Here is a 19,792-nt window from a genome sequence, read left to right as displayed (position 1 = left end):
GTCGGTTACGGGCGCATGGAATATGGTTTTGGCGCTGTAAAGTTTGCGACAATTTGCTCCGGAACCGCGGGTCATCCAGCCGCCTGGACCCGTCCCGGGAACCAGCGTTCCAGCATCGCGCGCAGCCGGTCCATGGTCAGCGGTTTGTGCAGGCAGTCGTCCATTCCGGCAGCGCGGCATCGGGCGTCGTCCGCGGCATCGGTCCCGGCGGTCAGCGCCACGATCGGCACCCGGCCGGCCTTGCCGGGAAGCGCGCGGATGGCGCGCGACGCCTCATGTCCATCCATCACCGGCATCTGCACATCCATCACGATCAGGTCGAAGCCGCCGCCGGCCGCCGCCGCCAATGCCTGCGCCCCGTCCTCCGCCGTCGTCACGCCATGGCCGAGCGCCCGGAAGAAGCCGGCGGCGACGAGACGGCCGATCGGATTGTCCTCCACCAGCAGCACCGACAGGGCGGCAGGCGTCTCCACCGGCCGCACCGGGATGTGGATGGAGAACCCGTCCCCGGCATCGGAAAGCAGGCGGCCGGCCAAACGCCGCACCAGGGGACGGGCCGCAGCCAGCACCAGCGGGCGCAGCCGGGGATCACCCCGGCGCCGCAGAACCAGTTCGGCAGCGTCTCCCGCCGGCTGCAACGCCAGGGTCTGCACCGCTCCGCCTTCGGCCGTCAGCACGGAGAGGAGCGCCCGCAGCCCGGCGCCATCGCCGACGAACCGCCCGCATGACTCCGCATCCGCCGTCACGGTGCTGGTGCCCATGGCGTTCGCGGCGCCCGCCAGACCGGCAAGCGTCACCGTCTCCTCCAGTGCCGGCCCGGCCGCATCGCCCAGCGCCGACAGCGTGGCGCGCAATGCCGCCCCCGCCACCCGCAACTCGGTCAGCCGGTCGTGCTGGCTCGGCAACAGCAGCGAGTCCAGCGCGGCATCCGCAAGCGCCAGCATCGGATCGAGCGCCGCGTCCACCGCGGCACCGGCCGCATCGAACAGCGCGGCAGCCTCGGCCTTGCCGCGCTCCGCCGCCGCCAGCGCGGCGCGCAGCCGGTTCTCCCGCACCTGACGCAGCCGGGCACTGTCCGCCGCACGGCCCAGGGCAACGGCATCGTCCGCCGCCAGAACATCCTGCGCACCGGCCGCGATCAAGGCAGCGATCGAGGCAGCGGCATCGGCATGCCTCTCCTCCGGCAGCAGGACCAGAACAGCCGGCGCAGGATCGAGCCGTGCCAGTGCCCCGACCGCCTCGGCGGTGGCAGCATCCCCGTCCAGCAGGACGACACCGGCCCCGCCCGCGTCCCGGCCGCCGCGCAGACGGTCCAGCGCCCCGTCGACCGTCTCCACCCGCATCAGGACACCGGCGAATGCCCGGGCGATCCGCGATGCGCGCACAGGCGGGCAGCACGTGCCGGCGACCAGCAGGGTCGTCACCTGCGCCTCCACCGGCTCCTGCCGTCCCTCGGGGCCCCTTTCGTCAGTCATCCTTCCGTCGGTCATGGCTGCGACAGGTCAGGCAGCCGCATCGACCGGCGGGCGGCCGTTGGTCGCCATTTCCACGGCGCGGGTGAAGTCGCGCGACATCTCCTTGGCATCGAAGGCGAGATGGATGCGCTTATGCTCCACCGCCTTCACGACGACCGTGGCCTCGGCCCCATAGCGGTCGAGCCGCAAGTGACCGATGGCCCCGGCGAGCGAGCGGCCGTCCGTCGCCGTCACCGGATCGATCATGGCGCCGCCGATCGACAGGTTGCGCACGGTCACCGCCAGCCGGTCGCCGCCGACCAGCAGGGTTCCCGTCTCCTCCACCTGGAAGCGGGGCTTGCGCCGGCGGTCGGCATCGCCGGTGGAGGTGCGGACGATGCGGACCAGCACCATGCGCAGGGCCTCGATGGAGCGGGCGACGTCGCCGGAGCCGTTCTTGACCTGGGTGGCCTGTTCGCCGGTGCGGTCGGCCTCCTCCGACACCGCGGCAATGCGGTGCGACACCTCCTGCGCGGCGGTGGAGGTCTCCACCACGTTGCGGCTGATCTCCTGGGTCGCGGCGGCCTGCTCCTCCATCGCCGCGGCGATGGAGCCGGCGATATGGTCGATCTCTGCGATGGTCCGGCCGATCTCCTCCACCGCCTGCACCGCATCGTCGGTCACCGCCTGGATGGCGGTGATCTGGCGGGTGATCTCCTCGGTCGAGCTGGCGGTCTGGTTGGCGAGGTTCTTCACCTCCTGCGCCACCACTGCAAAGCCCTTGCCGGCCTCGCCCGCCCGTGCCGCTTCGATGGTGGCGTTCAGCGCCAGCAGGTTGGTCTGGCCGGCGATCGACTGGATCAGGTTCACCACCTCGCCCACCTTCGACACCGTCTCAGACAGAGAGCGGATGGTGGTCTGGGTGTTGCGGCCATTCTCCACCGCGCGGCGGGTCACTTCGCTGGAATGGGCGACCTGGGACGAGATCTCGCGGATCGAGGCGGCCAGCTGCTCGCTGGCGGCAGCGACGGTCTGGGCGTTGGCCAGCGCCTGCCCGGCGGCCGAGGCCACCGTCTGCGCGTTGACGCTGACCCGCTCGGCCGATCCCGACATGCCTTCGGCATCGTCGGCCATGGCACCGGTCCGCTGCGCCACCTCTTCCACCGCGCGCCCGGCTTCGCGCTCCACGGTCGAAGCCATCGCCTCGAGCGCCTGACGCCGCTCCTCGTCGGCATGGCGGGCGCGCTCCACACGCTCCTGCACGGCATAGCAGAGCCGGGCCTTCAGCCCGCGCAGTTGGCCGGCCACCGGGTGGAACTCGGCCTCCGCCGGCAGGTCGATGATATGGGACTGGTCGTTGCGGGCGATTGCGTCGAAATCCGTCGAGAAGGCAGCCAGCGGCCGGCGCACCGTGCGCAGCAGCAGCAGGCCGCACAGCACCGCCGCGATCAGCACGGCCAGCCCGGCCGCGACGGCAAAGACCAGATGCCATTGGAAATCGACCAGCGCCCCTTCATACTCCGCCCTGGCGACGTTCAACTGCAGGGTCAGCAGATCCTTGTTGGTCTGGAAGGCGGCCTGGAAAAGCGGCTCGATCCGGTCGCGCACCAGCACTTCCAGCCGCAGCGAATCACCCTGGCCCGCCAAATCCAGCGCCGGCTTCAGCCCGTCGGCCTCGAAGGCGGCGCGCTGTTTGCCGAAGCGCTCCGCCAGTACCTTCTCCTCAGGCGTCAGGTAGGTGGTGAGATAATCCGCCCACAGCCGGTCGATGGCGGCGGTATTGCCGGAGATCCGCGCTTGGCGACCGGCCATCACCTTGGCGTCGCTGCCGTCGCGGGTATCGATGACGAGGGTCTGCAGCGTCTGCACCTGGTCGCGCATATGGTCCAGGATCTCGCCGATCTGCACTGCCGGGACCGTCCGGTCCTCGTACACCGTCTTCAGCGAGGCGTTGCTGTCGGCCATGCCGCGCAGGGTGACACCGCCCACCGCCAGCATCGACAGGACCATGAAGGCGAAGATCATGGTCAGCCGGCCGGTGATGCTGGCCGACCAGCGCCGCAGGGATGCCGCCGCACCGCGCCCGACCGCCTGCCCGTCACGCACCGTCAGATGGCGTGCCCGTCCTTCGCGGATGTCGGCATAGAGCTGTTCGGCCGAAGCCACCTGATCGCGCGACGGCTTGGTGCGGATGGAGATGAAGCCGGTCATCCTCCCATCCTCGATCACGGGGGTGACGTTGGCGCGGACCCAATAGAAGTCGCCCGCCTTGGTGCGGTTCTTCACCAACCCTTCCCACGGCCGCCCGTCCTTGATCGTCGCCCACAGGTCGGCGAAGGCCTCCTTCGGCATGTGGGGGTGACGGATCAGATTGTGCGGTGCGCCGACCAGCTCGTCTTCCGCATATCCGCTGATATCCACGAAGGCCTTGTTCACGAAGGTTATGCGCCCGCCCGTGTCGGTGCGCGACACCAGCAGGACGCCGTCTTCCATCACGATTTCACGGTTGCTGATCGGTTCGTTCACACGCATGGACGGGGCCTCGTCGGAGAATAGGCTCTGGCAGGGAGCGGCAAAACAAGGAACACCGCACCTTGCGGAAGGAACGGTGGTTCAGGACGGAGATCGGAAGGTTGTTTCATCTACCCTGGGTGGGCATCACCCCGCACTGACCCAGATCAAAACAGCAAGAGACGTGCCACATGCACCGGCTTGTCCGGAAAGCCGGCCTCCGGAACAACCCTTATGGGCAGCAAGCTCCGCCAGACGCACTCCGGTATGTCGAAACAGGCTTGCCGACTGCCCTGGATTCGCATTTTGCGAATAGAAACGCGAATTTTCTGGTCAATTTCCAAAATGCGAAAATCATCGTGCGCGACGATGAAGTAGAAAAATCTCATATGACGAAATTATGTAAATAAAAAGCCCCTCTCTCGAATAGAGAGAGGGGCCTCATTACCGCGGCAACTTGTCGCAGTCATTGGCTCTATATGATGGATCGCGATCGGTGGTCAGGACTTTGCCATCAGCTGTTCCAGCCAATGGATGTCGTAATTGCCGTCGATGAAAGCCTGCTGGGCGATGATGCGCTCATGCAGCGGCAGGGTCGTCTGGATTCCCCCGATCACATACTCCTCGATCGAGCGGCGCAGGCGCATCAGGCACTCGTTGCGGGTGGTGCCGTGGACGACGAGCTTGGCGATCAGGCTGTCATAGTGCGACGGAACGCGGTAACCGTCATACAAGGCCGAATCGACCCGGACGCCCAGGCCGCCCGGCGCGTGGTAGCCGTCGATCTTGCCCGGCGACGGCATGAAGGTCTCCGGATTCTCGGCGTTGATGCGGCATTCGATGGCATGGCCTTCGAAGCGGATGTCCGACTGGCCGTATCCGAGCGGCGCGCCGGCGGCGATGCGGATCTGCTCGCGCACCAGATCGATGCCGGTGATCATCTCGGTGATGGTGTGCTCGACCTGCAGGCGGGTGTTCATCTCGATGAAATAGAACTGCCCGTCCTCGAACAGGAACTCCATCGTGCCGACGCCGCGATAGCCGATGGCCGCCGCGGTCTTCGCCGCCAGGGCACCGATGAACTCGCGCTGCTCGGCGTTGAGCGCCGGGCTCGGCGCCTCCTCGATCACCTTCTGGTGCCGGCGCTGGACCGAACAGTCGCGCTCGCCGAAATGCACGCAGGTGCCGTGGGTGTCGCCGAGAAGCTGGATCTCGATGTGGCGGGGCCGGCCGAGATACTTCTCCAGATAGACCTCGTCGTTGCCGAAGGCGGCGCGCGCCTCGCCCCGGGCCAGCTGGTAGGCCTCCTTCAGCTGGTCGGGGTTGCGGGCGACCTTCATGCCCTTGCCGCCGCCGCCGGCCGCCGCCTTGATCAGCACCGGATAGCCGGTGTCGTGGGCGACCTTCTCCGCCTCCTCCAGCGTCGTCACCGGACCGTCGGAGCCGGGAACGACGGGCAACCCCTGCGCCATCACCGTCTTCTTGGCGGTCACCTTGTCGCCCATGACCCGGATATGCTCCGGCGTCGGGCCGATGAAGGTGAAGCCATGCTCCTCCACCATCTCGGCGAACTGGGCGTTTTCCGACAGGAAGCCGATGCCGGGATGGATGGCGTCGGCATTGGTGATCGACGCCGCCGACAGGATGGCCGGAATGTTTAGGTAGCTGTCGCGCGCGGAGGCCGGGCCGATGCACACGCTCTCGTCGGCGAGGCGGACGTGCATGGCGTCGGCGTCGGCGGTGGAATGCACCGCCACGGTCTGGATCCCCATTTCGCGGCAGGCGCGGTGGATGCGGAGCGCAATCTCACCGCGGTTCGCGATCAGGACCTTTTCGAACATCGCCAAGGGAGTGCCCCGCTTACTCGATGATGAGGAGAACTTCGCCGAATTCGACCGGCTGGGCATCGGACACCAGCACCTCGGCCACCGTGCCGCCGCGCGGCGCCTTGATCGGGTTCATGACCTTCATCGCCTCGATGATCATCACCGTCTGGCCGGCCTTGACCACGTCGCCCGGACGCACGAAGGGGGTGCCGCCCGGCTCGGCCGCCAGATAGGCCGTGCCGACCATCGGCGAGGTCACCGCGCCGGGATGGGCGGCCGGCCGGCCGGCCGGAGCCGCGACGGCGGCGACCGGGGCCGCCGCCAGAACCGGGGCTGCCTGGACGGCGACCGTCTGGGCGGCGGTCGGGCGGGTGACGCGGATGCGCTTTTCGCCTTCGGCGAACTCGATCTCGCTCAAGCCCGTCTCACGCAGGAGGTCCGCCAGCTTGCGGACCAGATCGCCGTCGATGTCGAAGCTCGCCATGATGTCAGTCGTTCCCGTTTCCTTAATCGCGGTCGATGATGTTCGCGATGGCGTCCAGCGCCAGAAGATACCCGTGCGGCCCGAATCCGCAGATCATTCCCCTCGCCACCGGCGAGATGTAGGAGTGATGACGGACCGGCTCGCGCTTGAAGATGTTCGACAGATGGACCTCGATCACCGGCAGCTCCGACAGGATCAGGCTGTCCATGATCGCAACCGAGGTGTGCGTGTAGGCGCCGGCATTGATGACGATGCCGTCATTCTCTGTCCGCGCCTGCTGGATCCACGAGACCAGTTCGCCCTCGTGGTTGGACTGCCGGAAATCGACGGTCAGACCCAGCCGGTCGGCACGTTCATGGCAGGCGGCCTCCAGGTCGTCCAGGGTCATCGACCCGTAGATTTGCGGCTCGCGTACGCCCAGCATGTTGAGGTTCGGCCCGTTGAGGACCAAGATCGACGCGTCGATGGCCACGGCCCGCGCCCCTTTTCCATAGATCGAAACCGCGCGTTTATAGCACGATGCATCGTCCTGTCCATGGTGAGCGGACGGCATTGCGCGGAAAAGCGCGCCCCCGCGACGCCCCCACCCTGCCCCGGGATCGCCCTCAGGGCGGTGGGGGCAGGGTATGGCTGGTCAGCAGGTCGCGGTATGCGCCCTGCGATTTCAGTGCCTTCAGCCCGTCGTTGAAGGCGGCCACCGTCGAATCCGCCCCCGGCGTGGCCCGGCCGACCACCAGATGGAAGGTGACGACGGCATAGGGCCGCTCAGACATCCGGATGTCGTCCGCCAGGCCGGACCGGGCGATGGCGGCGGCGGCACTGTACTCGTCGATGATGAAGGCATCCGCCCGTCCGGTCGCCACCATGCGCACGCAGGCGCCGAGATCGGACGGCGTCTGCCGCGTCAGGCCCTTCCGCTCGACAAGCGCCTCAAGTTCGGGCGGCAGGGCATAGCCGACCGGCTGGCAGACCGTCCGGCCGCGGAACTCCTCCGCCCCGCTGGAACCGGCCGTCTCCTCCCGGTCGCCGGTGGGGCCGTGGAAGGTCATTGCCGTGCGGTTCGAGAGGTAGACGAATTGTCGCACCTCGATCACCGGATCGGAAAACAGGACCTCGCTCTCTCGCTCCGGCGTGCGGACATAGGGAAAGGTGGCGAGGAAACGCCCTGCCACCACCCCGTCGTAACCGCGCTTCCACGGCATGAAGCGGACATCGTACTGGCGGCCCTGCAACGCGAAGGCCCGGCGGACCATGTCGGTCACCAGACCGCCGCCGGGCAAATCCTCGCCGGTATAGGGGGCATAATCGTCGCCGGTCACCAGATCCAGGCCGGTGTAGGGTGCCCGGACCGGACCGGGACCGGCGTCCGCCGCGCGCAGCGGTGCAGGGGTGGTGGCGAGAAACAGGCCGGCCAGCACGAACGGCGCGGCGAATGCCCTGCGCGCCCACTGCCCCGCGTCGCCGGCCGCACCGGTTCTTCGAGCGCCCATGCTTCCCGATTCCCCTTCCGTCCGCTCGCCGGACCTGCCGCCGCGCGGCGCATGAAGGCGGGATCTAACGGCCTTTCCGCCGCGCTGTAAAGGGCGGCCGGCAAGCCGGCGCGCCCGGGATCACTCCGCCGCCGCGGCAGCGGCCTTGGCGCGGCGGCCGGCCGGGTCGGTGTAGAGATCGTTGATGCGCTGGACATGCACCGCCGTCGCCTCGCGGATGGCGAAGATGGCCTTGCGGGCGCGGCCACTCCACCCGGCCGGTTGCTTGGCGAAGATCGACCGGAAGAAGCGCGTGTTGCGCAGGAAGGCCTGCCGCAGGTTAAGGTCGACGTCGCCAAAACGGTCGCCGAGCGTCGCGGCGATGCGGCCGGCGAAGAACTGCCGGATCTTGAAATGCCCGGCCAGGAACAGGCCGCCCAGGACCACGGCGGCACCGATCAGCCGCACCGGCACGCCGCCGTCGGCCCCGGTCTCGAACAGCCAGCCGAGGAAGGCGCCGAACCCGCCGCCAACCGTCTGCAGCACCACGCCCAGCACCAGCACCAGCAGCGTGGCCCACACCGCGTCGGCGATCAGCACGCGGCGCCGCCACGCCGCCATCGCCTCGCGGAGCTTGGGAACCACCTCTCCCTCCAGCTCCTTGGTCAGGCTGTCGATGGAACCGATGATGCGGTAGGAGCGGGCGACCTCCACCTCGTTGATCCGGCTGTGGATCTCGGCAAGGTCGTGATCGCGCCGCGCCTCGTAGCGGGCGCGCTGGCCGTCATCCGCGATGGCGACGGCGGAACGCTGGTCGTAGATCGCATAGAATCGGCCCGACACCAGCCCGGCCTGGGCGATGGCGCGCTGCCAGGCTCCGAACACCGCCTCCAGATTGTCCTCCTTCGCCGTGGTGTCGACCTGGTTCAGGATGTAGCAGACCTTGCGGGCATCGGCGCGGTTGACCGTCTTGGCGACCAGATGTCGCAGCGTGTCCTGCATGGCTCCCGGTTCGGGATGGCGGGCGTCGAAGAAGACCAGGACGAGGTCGGACAGCTCGACGATATGGTCCACCAGCCGCAGGACCGAGCGGCGCTGGTCGTCGGCGTCGAAACCGGGCGAATCGATGAAGATCTTGCCCCGGGTCCGCGGGCCGGACAACGTCTTCAACTGGAGATAATTGTCGATCCGCTTGCCCTCGCCGGCCGACACCTTCTCGATCTCGTCGGCGATGCGGTAGAAGGGAAAGCGCGGATCGGCGTTCAGGGCGGTGCCGGGCAGCGCCTCCTTCCGCGTCTCCGGGCCGTGGCAGATCACCGTGAACTTGTCGTCGACCGCCTGGTTGCCGGTGTTCTGCAGCGCCTCGCCCAGATAGCCGTTGAGGAAGGTCGACTTGCCGGCCGAGAAGGTGCCGAGCACCGCCACCATCGGCCACCAGGGGATGCGGGTGGTCAGCGATTCGTGACGGTCGATCAGCCCCAGGCCGGACAGAATCCGGTCGAAGGCGCGGAAGGTCGGGAGGACCGGCAGCAGGTTCGGGTTTTCAGCGCGCAGATGCGCGTCCAATGCCGCGAGGCGCTGCTGAAGGGCTTGCCGGGGGGTCATGGGCGGACACGTTCCAAAGTGGCACGGGGCAGGACCGGACCCGACGGGACGCCGGCCCGGGAATAACGGTCCTGTCTAGCACGGGCGGGGCAGGCGCCGGACATGAAATCTCCCTCATCATCCATGCGGGGTTCCGGCGGGAACCGGGGGCGGGACCGGCGCGTTACCCGGCGATGGACAGCGCCGACACACCCGACCGACAGCCCGCCCCCACGCCGGAGGAGGACCATCGGCTGACCGCGGAGGAACTTGCCTTCCTGCTGCGCGACCCGGCCGAGCGGGCCCGCGACGCCGAGCGCGCGGCGCGATCAAACCGCAACCGCACCGAACGCAGGGCCAGCGACCCCGACTATGCCGAGCGGCTGCGTGCCGGGGACCGCGAACGCCAGCGCCGCCGCCGCATGCGCGACGCCATCGGCCGGCCCGAACCGCAGGAGGTCCCGGCCGTGCCGCTGCCCGACCTGAGCGAGGCCCAGGCGGCGGAACGGCTGGCGACCCATCTCGACCGCTCGGCCTCCGCCCAGGCCGCGCAGTTGCGACGGCAACCCGACCGCATCCGCCTGTACGCCGAGGCCTTCGTCGCCTACCGGACGCTGTCGTCCGCCGGCGCCCGGCCGACCCGGGGAGCGCTGGCGACCCTGCTGAAGTCCCGCTTCGGCCGCAGCCTGACCCCTTCCCAGATCCAGAAGCTGCGCGACCATGTGGAGGGCTTCGCTATGCCCGGCGGCCCATGGGAGGCGGCCGCACCTCCTGTGCGGCGGAGAGGCGCTGCCAAGGCCGATATGCGTCGTCACGCATCGCAGGCCGGGAAAGCTTGAATCGGCCGACAGGATGGCCGGTCCAGCACCTTTATCATGGTTAATTATAGATTAATGTTTGGCTGGACAACGAGTCACCCCGCGACAGCCTGCGATTTCAGGCGCGTGACCGACGCTATCGCCCTTTCGCACGCGAAAAATTGCTTTGCCGGCGCATGATTATTTGCTGGAACCAGAACGTCTTCTACCGACATTTGGAAGATCCAAGCACCGTCCGCGATCGAACGGATAAATTCCGAATTCGGAAAGCTGTCGATCCAACCAGTGGATGAGCCCGAAGAATCGGTCATTTTCACAATGGGATATGCGCAGGGTACGGATAGAGTGTCTACGGAATTGATTTCCTTGATCATGCGCACAATACAAAACTGTAACAGGGAGTTTCCGGCGAATGCTGGTCCAACACCGCTGCCTATCGGAATATGGCGGAAATACGTTAATATTAATGATTTTTCTCTTGAAGTCAAACAACGGACGTGCAAACAATCCTTTCATTCTCGCAAAGAGAGGCTGCGAACGACTGGGTATCGGAGACCAATGGACATGAGTGAACCGACGGCGCGCAAAAGAGGACGACGCGGATCGCCGGAATCCTGGTCTGTGGACGCCCATGTCGGGCAGCGCGTGAGGATGCGCCGGACCCTTCTGGGAATGAGCCAGGAAAAATTGGGCGAGGCCATCGGCCTGACCTTCCAGCAGGTGCAGAAATACGAACGCGGCTCCAACCGTATCTCGGCAGGCACGCTCTATCGCCTGGGCCAAGTCCTGGATGTTCCGGTCAGCTTCTTCTTCGATAGCTACAACGACCCCGGTTCGTCGCGCCGGCTGCGCAGCAGCGGCAACGAGGCGGAGGAGACAGGAACCCAGATCAGCCGGCGGGAGGCCCGCCTGCTACGCTTGTGGCGCGCCGCCCCAGCCCATGTCTCGGACGAGATGCTGTCGCTGCTCTCCGCCCTCTCGCCCGAAATCAAGGAATCCCCCGAGAGCCCGGAAGACGGCGAGGATGGGAAATCCACAGCGGCACCACGGGACGAGGGCCTGCCGCCCCAGATCAAGACCCCGGAGCGATCCTCGAGCAGCCCTGCCGACAACGGCATGACGGCCGGGGAAGCGGATGGCGCGGTCCTGGAGGCCGAAGGCGTTCGGGGCCCAAGTCGCACCGTCCGCAACGACTCCCCGCGGATCAAGACGGTGAAATCCACCGACAATTCCAACAAGGCGCGACGGCGGCACGGTGCCGTGTGGGATCCGACGGACATTCTGCGCGCGTCCAAGCCGCCGTCCCGCAACTGAACAGCCGCGAACGACCGACTCGAAAACGACGGACCCGAACGTCACGGAAGGCAAATCGCCAAATGGACTGGATAACTGGAAAGGCTCCGCATCGTTAAGAATGCGGAGCCTTTCCAGTTATCGGCATCATTCCCGGACGGATGCGCCGGCCTCACCAGCTGCGGACGGGACCAACGTCGAGATGAACGAAACCGCTGCGCGGGTAAAATCCGACGCCGCCGGCCTGCATCGCCCGCGCCGTCTCGGAGATCGCGCGCAATTGGGTATCGGGCAGGCGGATATCGATGGCCATGCCGCGGGTGTGGTAGCTTTCCTTGGCGACCCCACGCGACCGGCGCCGCGCCATGGCGTTGGTCCGGCGGGACCGGTAGCCGCAGATCACCTCGAACGGATCGTCGGAACCGACGGACTGGTGTACGCGGGCCAGCAGGTCGAACAGGCGCGGGTCATAGCGGCAGACCTGCTTGGCGCGGTGGTCGCGCAACAGCACGTCCAGCTTGCGCAACGCGTCCGGCTTGTAATGGCCGTCCGCCCAATAGACGCCGTCGAACCGTTCGTTCGTGTTGATGTTATGAAGGGTCAGGCGGCGGACGCCGCCGGTCAGAGGCGCCGCCTCCGCCGAACCGGTCCCGAACAGGACCGGAGCCGTCACCACGCTGGTGGCTACCCCCGTGATCGTCGCCGAGGCGACAGGAACCGCCGCAGACACTGCCGCTACGGCAAAGCTCAGGAACCCGCGCCGCCCGATCGCCGGTGCGGCACGCTCATCATCCCCCAAATGCATCCCCGAACCTCTTCGTTTTACGTTTTGGCCGTTCTACGTTTTGGCCGTTCGGCGTTTGGCGGGTCGCGCAGCGCCCGCGATGGTGTAAACCTTATGTCCAACGCTGGTCCGAACCGTCCCATCTGGTGTGAAACGTGTCCGGACGGATATTCGTATAGGGAAGGTCATCGGCCGAGGCAATTAAAAAATTTTATACTGTGACCTTATTGCATAGGACAGTCATAGGATGGCGGCAGGAAAATCACACCGGAGGAATGATTGGAGAAAATTCGCTCTCCACGCCTCGCCTTCCATTATTGCGTTGCATAGATTGAGTAAAAGGACCGCGGCGCATCCCTTCGGGCAAGTCGCCGCCCCCATGCGACAGAGGGTTCCGACATGACCGTATCCGCCGATCTCCACAAGCCCCGCAAGCTGGCCGCCCTGGCACTGGCCGCCGCATCGGCGCTGGCGTTGCTTGGGGCCGCACCGGCGGACGCCCTGCCCTACCGCGACACCCTGACGCAATGGGCCGACCGCCTGGATGCCGCCGCGGTCGAACTGGACCGCGCCGCACCGCAGGTCTCAGCCCGGATCGGCGAAGGCGGGCTGATGAAGCTCGGCAGCGCGGGCGAACGGGTGGGCCGTCTGGCGCAACGGCTCGTGGAGTTGGGGCTGCTGCCGGCCGACAAGCTGTCCGACCTGTTCACCATCGACATCGACCGTGCGGTGAAGTCGTTCCAGCTCTCGCAACGAATGAAACCGGACGGGCTGGTAGGGGCCGGCACCCGCGCGGCGCTCGACCGTACCCCCGCCGAGGCCGCGGCCCTGATGCGACAGAGTGCGGCGGCGATGCGCAGCTTCCGCGACACCGCGCCCGACAGCGTGCTGGTGGTGAACCTGACCGACCAGACCACCACACTGGTCCGCGGCGGAGAGGAGGAGTTGACGATGCGCGCCATCGTCGGACGGCCGTCGCGCGAGACGCCGCTGCTGACCGACCGGATCACGCACATCATCGTCAACCCGACCTGGACCGTGCCACCCACCATCCTGAAGGAAGACAAGCTGCCGATGCTACGGGCCAAGGGTACGCCCGGCATCCAGAACGCCGTCGTCTATCTCGACGGGCAGGAGGTGGCTCCCGAAACGGTCGACTGGAACGAAGTCAGCCCCGGTCGCGTCCGGATCGTGCAGCAGCCGGGCGACCACAATGCGCTTGGCCGCTTTCGCTTCAACCTGACCAACCCTTACGATATCTATCTGCACGGCACCAACGAGCCACGGCTGTTCGCCCGCGAGTTGCGCTCGATCAGTTCCGGCTGCGTGCGGCTGGAGGATCCGCGGCGCCTGGCCGAACTGCTTCTCCAGGGAACCACCGTGACACCGGCACGCATCGACCGCATGCTGGACCGCCCACAGCCGCAATGGGTGAAGCTGGCGGCTCCCATGCCGGTGCAGTTCGTCTACTGGATCGCGACCGTGGAGACGGACGGAACGGTCCGCCTGCATCCCGACATCTACGACCGGCTGGACGACGCGCCGGCCACCGTCTCGGTTCCGGCGACGGATGCGCCGTCCACCATGCCGGCCACGCCTGCGGCCCCCCCGACCGACACCGGCCGCGCCGCGGCGACGGGCGGCAGGTCCGATACGGCCGGGTCGGAGGGCGCTCCTGCTGCCGGTGCCGTCCCTGCCGACACGTCGCGCGCCTGATTCCCGACGTCCGCCGGGAAGCTCAAGCCCGGCGGCGCGTCTTCTTGCTGCGGTTGGGCGGAACGGCGGTGGAGGCGGCCTCGTCCGGCCTCGGCCAGACGTCGCGGTCGCCGCGCATCGGCATACCGAACTCCTCGCCCTGGTCGGCAAGCCCCGGCTGTTCTCCCTGGTTCGCCATGCTCAGCACCGGTTCGACCGGTTCCGTCCGCATCGCCGTCGCTTCCGGTCCCCCGGCCGGGTTGGGCTTGAGCGTGTCCAGATAATTGTCCTGGATCGCAATCTCCTCGCTGGCGAGTTCCCAATGGGCATTCTCGCGCCCGTCCGGACGGCCTTCCCGCTCCCAGATTTCATGGGCACGCCGGCGGATGCGGCTTTCCAGTTCCTCGTCCATATGATGGGGCGTCGTCTTCATCGGTGGGCCTTTGAGTGAAGGGAGCGGAGGCCTTGGAAAGCGTCTTGCGCGCTGTCCGGCCATCCTGCCGGTCCCTAATGAACCCCGCCGCTCCCCCGCCGGTTCCGGCCTTGTCGCACCGCACCGTTTCCCAACGGCAACGCCTGCCCGAAAACCGCCGGATTTGCCCCAATTCCGCCGCTTGTCGTTTGAATTAATACTTTCGGGGTGATATTGCACCGGGATCAACCGGCGGTCCCGCAGATTGTGGCTGGGCCAAGCGACGGGACCGATATGTTGCGCATCCTTTGGCCGAACGCCGCCTTTCCCGCCCCCTCCCCCAGGGTGGCCGACGCCGTCCGCAGCCGAGTCGCCGCACCGGTCGTCCGGCAGCACGGCAGCCTGCTCGGCACGGTGGTGGTCGCTACGGCCCTGCTGGGCGGCGCCCTGAGCCTGCCGGCGTCGTCCCATGCCGCTGAAACCCGACCGCAACGCCCGCCCGCCGCGAAGCAGACGGCCGCTCCGGCCGCAGCTTCTGCCAAGGCGGAAGAAAAGCCCGCCGCGACGCCCACGGCCAATGGACCGGTGTTGCAACTCGGCATCTATTCCGGCGACGGCGACGCATGGTGGAGCTGGAAAAGCCTGCAACGGCGCGAGCCGGAGCTGACCGCCAACCTGACCGCGTCGGTCATGCTGCTGGACGGCAAGAGCGAGTCCGGCGGCGTGGCTCTGTACGCCCAGATCGGCAAGGGCGTCGATCCGAAGGCGCTGTGCCGCAAGCTCGTCGGTGCCGGCTTCGGCTGCCTCGTCGTCGATCGGCCTGCGCCGTCCGCCGCACAGGTTCCAAACGCCCAGACGGCGGCCGTAGCAGCGAATTCCCCGATGCCGGCCGCCGCCGCTCCCGCCCCGGCACCGGCCAAACCGCCGGCCGTGACCGTCGCCGTCGCGCAGCCTTCGGCCGAACCACAACCGGCCACCAAGCCGGAGGTGCCGCAACCGGCCATCATACCGGAGGTACCGCAGCCCGCCGTCAAGCCCGAGCCGCCGCAGCCGGGCACCACCACCTCGGTCCTGGCGCCCATCGGCTCGGCCGTCGCGGCACCGCTCGCCCCGCCTCCACCGTCGGTCGCCCTTGCGATACCGCCGGCCGACGGCACGATCATCTACAGCGAGGAAGATGCCCGCACGATGGCGGACATCGAGCAACACAGCCGCCGCAAGGGCCGGCTGCGCTCGGTGATGCCGGATTCGCGCTACGACGTGATGCCGGCGACGCTGAAGAAGCAGAACTGGAACCTCTGCGCCCTGACTTTCGACGACGGTCCGCACCGCACGGTCACCCGTCAGGTCCTGGACATCCTGAACCGCGAGGGTGTACGCGCCACCTATTTCCCGGTCGGGCGCATCGCCGAACGGCACGGGGAACTGATCCACGACTTCGTCGTGAGCGGGCACGAGATCGGCAACCACAGCCTGACCCATTCCGACCTGCGCAAGATGGACGCGGCCGGGGCGCGTTACGAGATCACCGAGGCCAACCGCATCCTGCGCGAATTCGGTGCCAATCCGGTGCTGTTCCGCCCGCCCTACGGACGCTATTCGGAAGATCTGCTGGCCATCGCGCGGGAAGAGCGCATGGGCTCCGTCCTATGGTCGGTCGATACCCGCGACTGGCAGGTCCGCAACGCCGACAAGATCGTCAGCCAGATCAAGGCCGGCGGCATGCCGGGCAACGTCTTCCTGATGCACTCCACCTATCCCTCCACCGCACAGGCCCTGCCCCGCGTGATCGCCGAACTGCGGCAAAAGGGGTGCGAGTTCGTCACGCTGTCGGAATGGCTGGATAGGGCACGCAACCTGACGCTTCCCAAGATCGTCAATGCCGGAATGCCGTCGCCGCCTGCCGACGCGGCGACCGACCGCCAGTAAGGGGGGCCGGGGGCCGGCTCCGGCCGGCTCGGGAGCGGGGAAAGACGGGCAGTACCCTACTTCGCGGTTTTAGCGTCCTGTTGCTTGCGAAGCTGGGCGTACTGGCGGATCGCCGATTGGACGTCCGCCGGCAGCAACGTCCAGGTCGCTCCCAGGCTCGCCCCCTTGACTTCCACCACGGTCACGGTCGTGGAGAAGGAGAATTTTCCGGAAGCATCGTCGACCCGCACCGACACCCGTGCGTTCTGGCCGGCGATCAGCGATCCATCGAAGCTACGGGCGACGAAGCCCTTGGGAGTCAGCGACACGATGGGAAAGCACTTCCCGTCGAACTCCACGACGCTGACCGGAAGCCGGCCGGCCGGCTTTGCCGCCTTCTTGTCGCTCACCGTGACTTTCAGGAAGTCGAAAAGCCCCATCCATGCCCCCGGAACACCGCAGAACGGCGCGATACCGCCCCCGCCAGCGATTAAACGCGGGTGAAGCGCCGGGAGCAACGGATTCCTGCGGGAAAGAGCCTTCGGGTAATCCCTGACCGCTTGTCAGCGGCGGGCATCGTCCTGCCCGGCATTCTGGACATCCGCCCAGACCCGTTGCGCCCGCCGTACCCACAGCAAGGCAAAGGGCAGCAGGGTGACGAGAACCACCGTCATGCCGGCCATGATCGACACAGCACCCAGGGCGTCGGAAACGGGAAGACGCGCGACCAGACCGGCCATCAGATGCAGGATCAGCGCACCCAGAACGGTCGCCCCCAGCACCGGACCGGCCAGCGCGGCCAGCAGGCCGACCGTGCCGCGGCGGCGGGAGGCTTCTTCCGGCACCCCGGCGGCCCAACCGGTCCGGACCGCCGGATACGGCGCGCCGGCAACGCTCCGCACAACGTTCCGCATTGGCACCTCCGCTCTGGCTATCCCCCCTGCCGCCGATCCGAATGATCGGAACCATCCGGATGGACAGGGCGCTGAAGAGACTGGCAGGGAAACTATAGGAGACTTTTCCCGGCTTGGCCAAAATCCAAACCGATTACCCCGTTGGACCGGGTCCATCCCTGCCATTGGTCGAAAGCACAGGGAACCAACGGACAGGTCGCGACGAACAGGCTACAGGCAGGCGCGGCGGAAGGCATGACCGCCAGCCGGGCCAGCGGTCTCCACAGACGCTGTGGATAACTGTGTGGGCAAGCCGTGGGCAGCCCCGATTCGCATTAGGCGATTCAAGGGCCTCACGGTGTTTGCCCAAAAATCAGGCAATTTCTGTAAGCACCTGATCCATAAAGAGAAACTACTATTCATGCCTTTGGAAGCCTGGGCTGCGTGTCAACCGAAATCTGTCACATTCCAGCCGGCACGTCGATTTCACACCCGATTGTGCCCTGTTGACAACTGCCTCCAAGGCCATTGCACCATTGTTACAGGGGAAGCAACCTTCGTCGCGGGCCTTATGCCCTTCGTCTAAACGGGCCGGCAACGACCGCAGGCCTATCCCTCAGTCTTCACCCAGCAGCGCAGGACCTCGGCCACGCTCCAGGCCTGGGAGATGCAGCCGCGCGGGGTGAAAGGGGCCTCTGCATCGAAGATTTCGCTGATGGTGCCGATGCCGGCCTCGTCCAGATGGGGCAGGAAGCTCTCCAGCAGCCGGCGCGCTCCCGCCTTGTCCTCCGGATGCAGCTTCAGCCATGCATCGACATAGGGGCCGATCAGCCAGCCCCAGACGGTGCCCTGGTGATAGGCCGCGTCGCGCGCCCGCAGGTCGCCGAAATATTTGGCCTTGTAGTCATGGCTGCCCGGTGCCAGCGACCGCAGCCCGACCGGGGTCAGCAACCGGCTGCGCACCGTCTCCACCACGGGCTCCCACCGGTCGCGCTCCAGCACCGGATGGTCGAGCGAGACGGCGAAGATCTGGTTGGGCCGGCACGCGATGTCGTCGCCATGGTCCCCGTCCACCACGTCGAACAGGTGGCCGGCCGACTGGCACCAAAAGCGGGCGTTGAAGGAGGCGTATGCCTGATCGGCCAACTCGTCCAGCGGGCGTGCCGTGGCCTCGCCCTCCTCCTCGCGCAGCCAGCCTGCCATCAGGCGCAATGCGTTGTACCACAGGGCATTGATCTCCACCGCCTTGCCCCGGCGCGGCGTGACCACCCAATCCTCGACCTTGGCGTCCATCCAGGTCAGCTGGTAGCCCTCCTGGCCCTGGCGCAGCAGCCCGTCGCGGGGATCGACGCCGATGCCGAAACGGGTGCCGCGGCGGTGGAAGTCGATCACCTCGCGCAGCCTTGGCAACAGCAGCCGCAGCGTGTCGCGGTCGCCGGTGACGCCCAGATAGCGGTTCAGCGCATGGAAGAACCACAGCGTGGCATCCGCCGTATGGTACAGCCCGCGATCCTTGCCGTCGGGGAACATGTTGGGAATCAGGCCGTCGCGGATGTAGTGGCCGAAGGTGTGCAGGATCCAGCCGGCCTCCATGTGGCGGCCGGTGGCCAGCGTCAGCCCTTCCAGCGCGATCATGGTGTCGCGACCCCAATCGGTGAACCAGTGGTAGCCGGCGATCACCGTCCGCACCTCCTCGCCCTCCGCCCGTGCCCGCATCTGGTCGGCGACGCGGCCGGCCGGCACGAACAGGAAGCTGTCGGCGGACAACACGAGGTCCGCCATGGCGCCGGTGCGCAGGGACGGGTGGGCGTTCTGGATGATGCGGCGGCGGCGTTCCGTCTCGAATCCCAGCACGTCGCCCGGCGGCAAGGCTTCCAGCCGCCACCACTCTTCGGTCGCGGCGGCGAAGGTGATGCTCCGCCCGGCACTGACCTCACCGCTGAAATAGCCGGGCGTCCACAGCGAGCCGCGCGCCTGGTAGCCACGCTCGTCCTCCACCCGGTAATAGATCTCGCGGCGGATGCCGCCGTCGAGCGTCATGGAAAAGTCCCCGCCCTCGATCGCCATGCGCAGGACCGGCAGGTCGGGACCGGCCGACACCTCGTAGCGCTGACCCTCCGCGGTGATGCGGTAGGCGCCGGCCAGCGGCTTGTCCACCGCCGATTCCTGTGTCCGGAAGGCCAGCACGGGGCGCAGCCGCAACTGGACTGCCTGTCCGGCCTCCAGCACACGATAGGTCACATGGACGATGTTCTGTCCGTGCGGCAGCACGATCTGCTTCTCGATCAGCACGCTGCCGGCACGGAAGCGCCAGACCGGCAGGCCGGATTCCATCCGGAATTCCTGCAATGCCGCGGTCTGCCCATCCTCGCCGGGGTCGCCGCTCGCCTCGCGGCTGCTCAACCAGTAATCACGGCCGTCGGCATCGACGACGGTGTCGCTCAACTGGCTCAGCATCAGTACCCGGCCGAGCGGTGCCGGCAGCGCCGCGATCAGCAGCCCGTGGTAACGCCGCGTCACCGCCCCCGAAACCGCCCCCGATGCGTAGCCGCCGAGGCCGTTCGCGACGAGCCATTCCCGGGTTCCCGTGCTGTCGGAACCGTTCTCGAGCACGTCGTGCGACAGGGTGCGAACGAAATCAGACATGATGGACCTGCGATC

The 19,792-nt window shown here is 67.2% G+C and carries 15 protein-coding genes and 1 pseudogene; 4 read left to right on the top strand and 12 right to left on the bottom strand.

Features of this window, described 5'->3' with window-relative positions:
* Positions 1–71: 71 nt before the first annotated feature.
* The 7 genes from AL072_RS09930 to AL072_RS09895 form a co-directional block, all read right to left on the bottom strand.
* On the bottom strand, positions 72–1,475 hold the full coding sequence (locus AL072_RS09930) for a response regulator (RefSeq protein ID WP_167543369.1): 1,404 nt from the start codon (positions 1,473–1,475) through the stop codon (positions 72–74).
* 27 nt (positions 1,476–1,502) lie between these two features.
* Positions 1,503–3,986 (bottom strand): methyl-accepting chemotaxis protein, encoded by a 2,484-nt coding sequence (locus AL072_RS09925; protein ID WP_045580471.1) that lies wholly within the window; start codon positions 3,984–3,986, stop codon positions 1,503–1,505.
* A 479-nt stretch (positions 3,987–4,465) separates the two neighbouring features.
* Complete coding sequence (accC, locus tag AL072_RS09915; protein WP_045580473.1) at positions 4,466–5,806, bottom strand: acetyl-CoA carboxylase biotin carboxylase subunit; 1,341 nt, start codon at positions 5,804–5,806, stop codon at positions 4,466–4,468.
* 19 nt (positions 5,807–5,825) lie between these two features.
* Positions 5,826–6,275 carry an acetyl-CoA carboxylase biotin carboxyl carrier protein gene (gene accB / locus AL072_RS09910; RefSeq protein WP_045580474.1) on the bottom strand — a complete coding sequence of 150 codons (450 nt, stop codon included), beginning with the start codon at positions 6,273–6,275 and terminating at the stop codon, positions 5,826–5,828.
* A 22-nt stretch (positions 6,276–6,297) separates the two neighbouring features.
* Positions 6,298–6,747 (bottom strand): type II 3-dehydroquinate dehydratase, encoded by a 450-nt coding sequence (aroQ, locus tag AL072_RS09905; RefSeq protein ID WP_045580475.1) that lies wholly within the window; start codon positions 6,745–6,747, stop codon positions 6,298–6,300.
* 133 nt (positions 6,748–6,880) lie between these two features.
* Positions 6,881–7,765 (bottom strand): substrate-binding periplasmic protein, encoded by an 885-nt coding sequence (locus AL072_RS09900; protein ID WP_045580476.1) that lies wholly within the window; start codon positions 7,763–7,765, stop codon positions 6,881–6,883.
* Positions 7,766–7,885: 120 nt separating this feature from the next.
* Positions 7,886–9,349 carry a dynamin family protein gene (locus tag AL072_RS09895; RefSeq protein WP_045580477.1) on the bottom strand — a complete coding sequence of 488 codons (1,464 nt, stop codon included), beginning with the start codon at positions 9,347–9,349 and terminating at the stop codon, positions 7,886–7,888.
* A gap of 173 nt (positions 9,350–9,522) precedes the next feature.
* Between AL072_RS09895 and AL072_RS09890 the strand changes: the two genes are divergently transcribed.
* Together AL072_RS09890 and AL072_RS34270 are read left to right on the top strand one after the other, a co-directional pair.
* The gene (locus tag AL072_RS09890) at positions 9,523–10,167 is read left to right on the top strand and encodes a hypothetical protein (protein ID WP_045580478.1); all 645 of its coding nucleotides are present in this window, start codon (positions 9,523–9,525) and stop codon (positions 10,165–10,167) included.
* A gap of 543 nt (positions 10,168–10,710) precedes the next feature.
* A pseudogene (locus tag AL072_RS34270) lies at positions 10,711–10,969 on the top strand (helix-turn-helix domain-containing protein); the annotation flags it as partial.
* A 642-nt stretch (positions 10,970–11,611) separates the two neighbouring features.
* Here AL072_RS34270 and mepK read toward each other — a convergent pair.
* Positions 11,612–12,244, bottom strand: a complete 633-nt coding sequence (gene mepK, locus AL072_RS09880) for a peptidoglycan L,D-endopeptidase MepK (RefSeq protein ID WP_052709875.1) — start codon at positions 12,242–12,244, stop codon at positions 11,612–11,614.
* 378 nt (positions 12,245–12,622) lie between these two features.
* On the opposite strand from mepK, the gene AL072_RS09875 reads away from it, so the two are divergent.
* Positions 12,623–13,939: a L,D-transpeptidase family protein gene (locus AL072_RS09875; RefSeq protein ID WP_045580479.1), complete on the top strand. Its 1,317-nt coding sequence runs from the start codon at positions 12,623–12,625 to the stop codon at positions 13,937–13,939.
* Positions 13,940–13,961: 22 nt separating this feature from the next.
* On the opposite strand, the gene AL072_RS09870 is transcribed toward AL072_RS09875, so the two are convergent.
* Entirely contained in the window at positions 13,962–14,351 is a 390-nt protein-coding gene (locus tag AL072_RS09870; RefSeq protein WP_245636641.1) for a DUF2934 domain-containing protein, read from the bottom strand.
* A 273-nt stretch (positions 14,352–14,624) separates the two neighbouring features.
* Here AL072_RS09870 and AL072_RS09865 point away from each other — a divergent pair, with 273 nt between their 5' ends.
* Positions 14,625–16,259 (top strand): polysaccharide deacetylase family protein, encoded by a 1,635-nt coding sequence (locus AL072_RS09865; RefSeq protein WP_045580481.1) that lies wholly within the window; start codon positions 14,625–14,627, stop codon positions 16,257–16,259.
* Positions 16,260–16,315: 56 nt separating this feature from the next.
* Here the strand turns inward: AL072_RS09865 and AL072_RS09860 are convergent, their stop codons facing one another.
* The 3 genes from AL072_RS09860 to AL072_RS09850 all read right to left on the bottom strand — a co-directional run bounded on the left by AL072_RS09860 (position 16,316) and on the right by AL072_RS09850 (position 19,777).
* Positions 16,316–16,678 carry a hypothetical protein gene (locus AL072_RS09860; protein ID WP_045580482.1) on the bottom strand — a complete coding sequence of 121 codons (363 nt, stop codon included), beginning with the start codon at positions 16,676–16,678 and terminating at the stop codon, positions 16,316–16,318.
* A 123-nt stretch (positions 16,679–16,801) separates the two neighbouring features.
* Positions 16,802–17,152 carry a hypothetical protein gene (locus AL072_RS09855; protein ID WP_045580483.1) on the bottom strand — a complete coding sequence of 117 codons (351 nt, stop codon included), beginning with the start codon at positions 17,150–17,152 and terminating at the stop codon, positions 16,802–16,804.
* Positions 17,153–17,740: 588 nt separating this feature from the next.
* Complete coding sequence (locus tag AL072_RS09850) at positions 17,741–19,777, bottom strand: amylo-alpha-1,6-glucosidase (RefSeq protein WP_045580484.1); 2,037 nt, start codon at positions 19,775–19,777, stop codon at positions 17,741–17,743.
* Between the last annotated feature and the right edge of the window lie 15 nt (positions 19,778–19,792).

It is taken from the genome of Azospirillum thiophilum (genome assembly GCF_001305595.1).
GTDB classification, from domain to species: domain Bacteria; phylum Pseudomonadota; class Alphaproteobacteria; order Azospirillales; family Azospirillaceae; genus Azospirillum; species Azospirillum thiophilum.
This window is presented reverse-complemented; position numbering and strand designations above follow the sequence as displayed.

Bases quoted from the DNA above. Each gene is read 5' to 3' on its own strand.
- AL072_RS09925 (WP_045580471.1), bottom strand. From the start codon at position 3,986: ATGCGTGTGAACGAACCGATCAGCAACCGTGAAATCGTGATGGAAGAC.
- AL072_RS09850 (WP_045580484.1), bottom strand. From the start codon at position 19,777: ATGTCTGATTTCGTTCGCACCCTGTCGCACGACGTGCTCGAGAACGGT.
- AL072_RS09900 (WP_045580476.1), bottom strand. From the start codon at position 7,765: ATGGGCGCTCGAAGAACCGGTGCGGCCGGCGACGCGGGGCAGTGGGCG.
- mepK (WP_052709875.1), bottom strand. From the start codon at position 12,244: ATGCATTTGGGGGATGATGAGCGTGCCGCACCGGCGATCGGGCGGCGC.
- AL072_RS09865 (WP_045580481.1), top strand. From the start codon at position 14,625: ATGTTGCGCATCCTTTGGCCGAACGCCGCCTTTCCCGCCCCCTCCCCC.
- AL072_RS09890 (WP_045580478.1), top strand. From the start codon at position 9,523: ATGGACAGCGCCGACACACCCGACCGACAGCCCGCCCCCACGCCGGAG.
- AL072_RS09870 (WP_245636641.1), bottom strand. From the start codon at position 14,351: ATGAAGACGACGCCCCATCATATGGACGAGGAACTGGAAAGCCGCATC.
- AL072_RS09930 (WP_167543369.1), bottom strand. From the start codon at position 1,475: ATGACTGACGAAAGGGGCCCCGAGGGACGGCAGGAGCCGGTGGAGGCG.
- AL072_RS09855 (WP_045580483.1), bottom strand. From the start codon at position 17,152: ATGCGGAACGTTGTGCGGAGCGTTGCCGGCGCGCCGTATCCGGCGGTC.
- AL072_RS09860 (WP_045580482.1), bottom strand. From the start codon at position 16,678: ATGGGGCTTTTCGACTTCCTGAAAGTCACGGTGAGCGACAAGAAGGCG.
- accC (WP_045580473.1), bottom strand. From the start codon at position 5,806: ATGTTCGAAAAGGTCCTGATCGCGAACCGCGGTGAGATTGCGCTCCGC.
- AL072_RS09875 (WP_045580479.1), top strand. From the start codon at position 12,623: ATGACCGTATCCGCCGATCTCCACAAGCCCCGCAAGCTGGCCGCCCTG.
- AL072_RS09895 (WP_045580477.1), bottom strand. From the start codon at position 9,349: ATGACCCCCCGGCAAGCCCTTCAGCAGCGCCTCGCGGCATTGGACGCG.
- accB (WP_045580474.1), bottom strand. From the start codon at position 6,275: ATGGCGAGCTTCGACATCGACGGCGATCTGGTCCGCAAGCTGGCGGAC.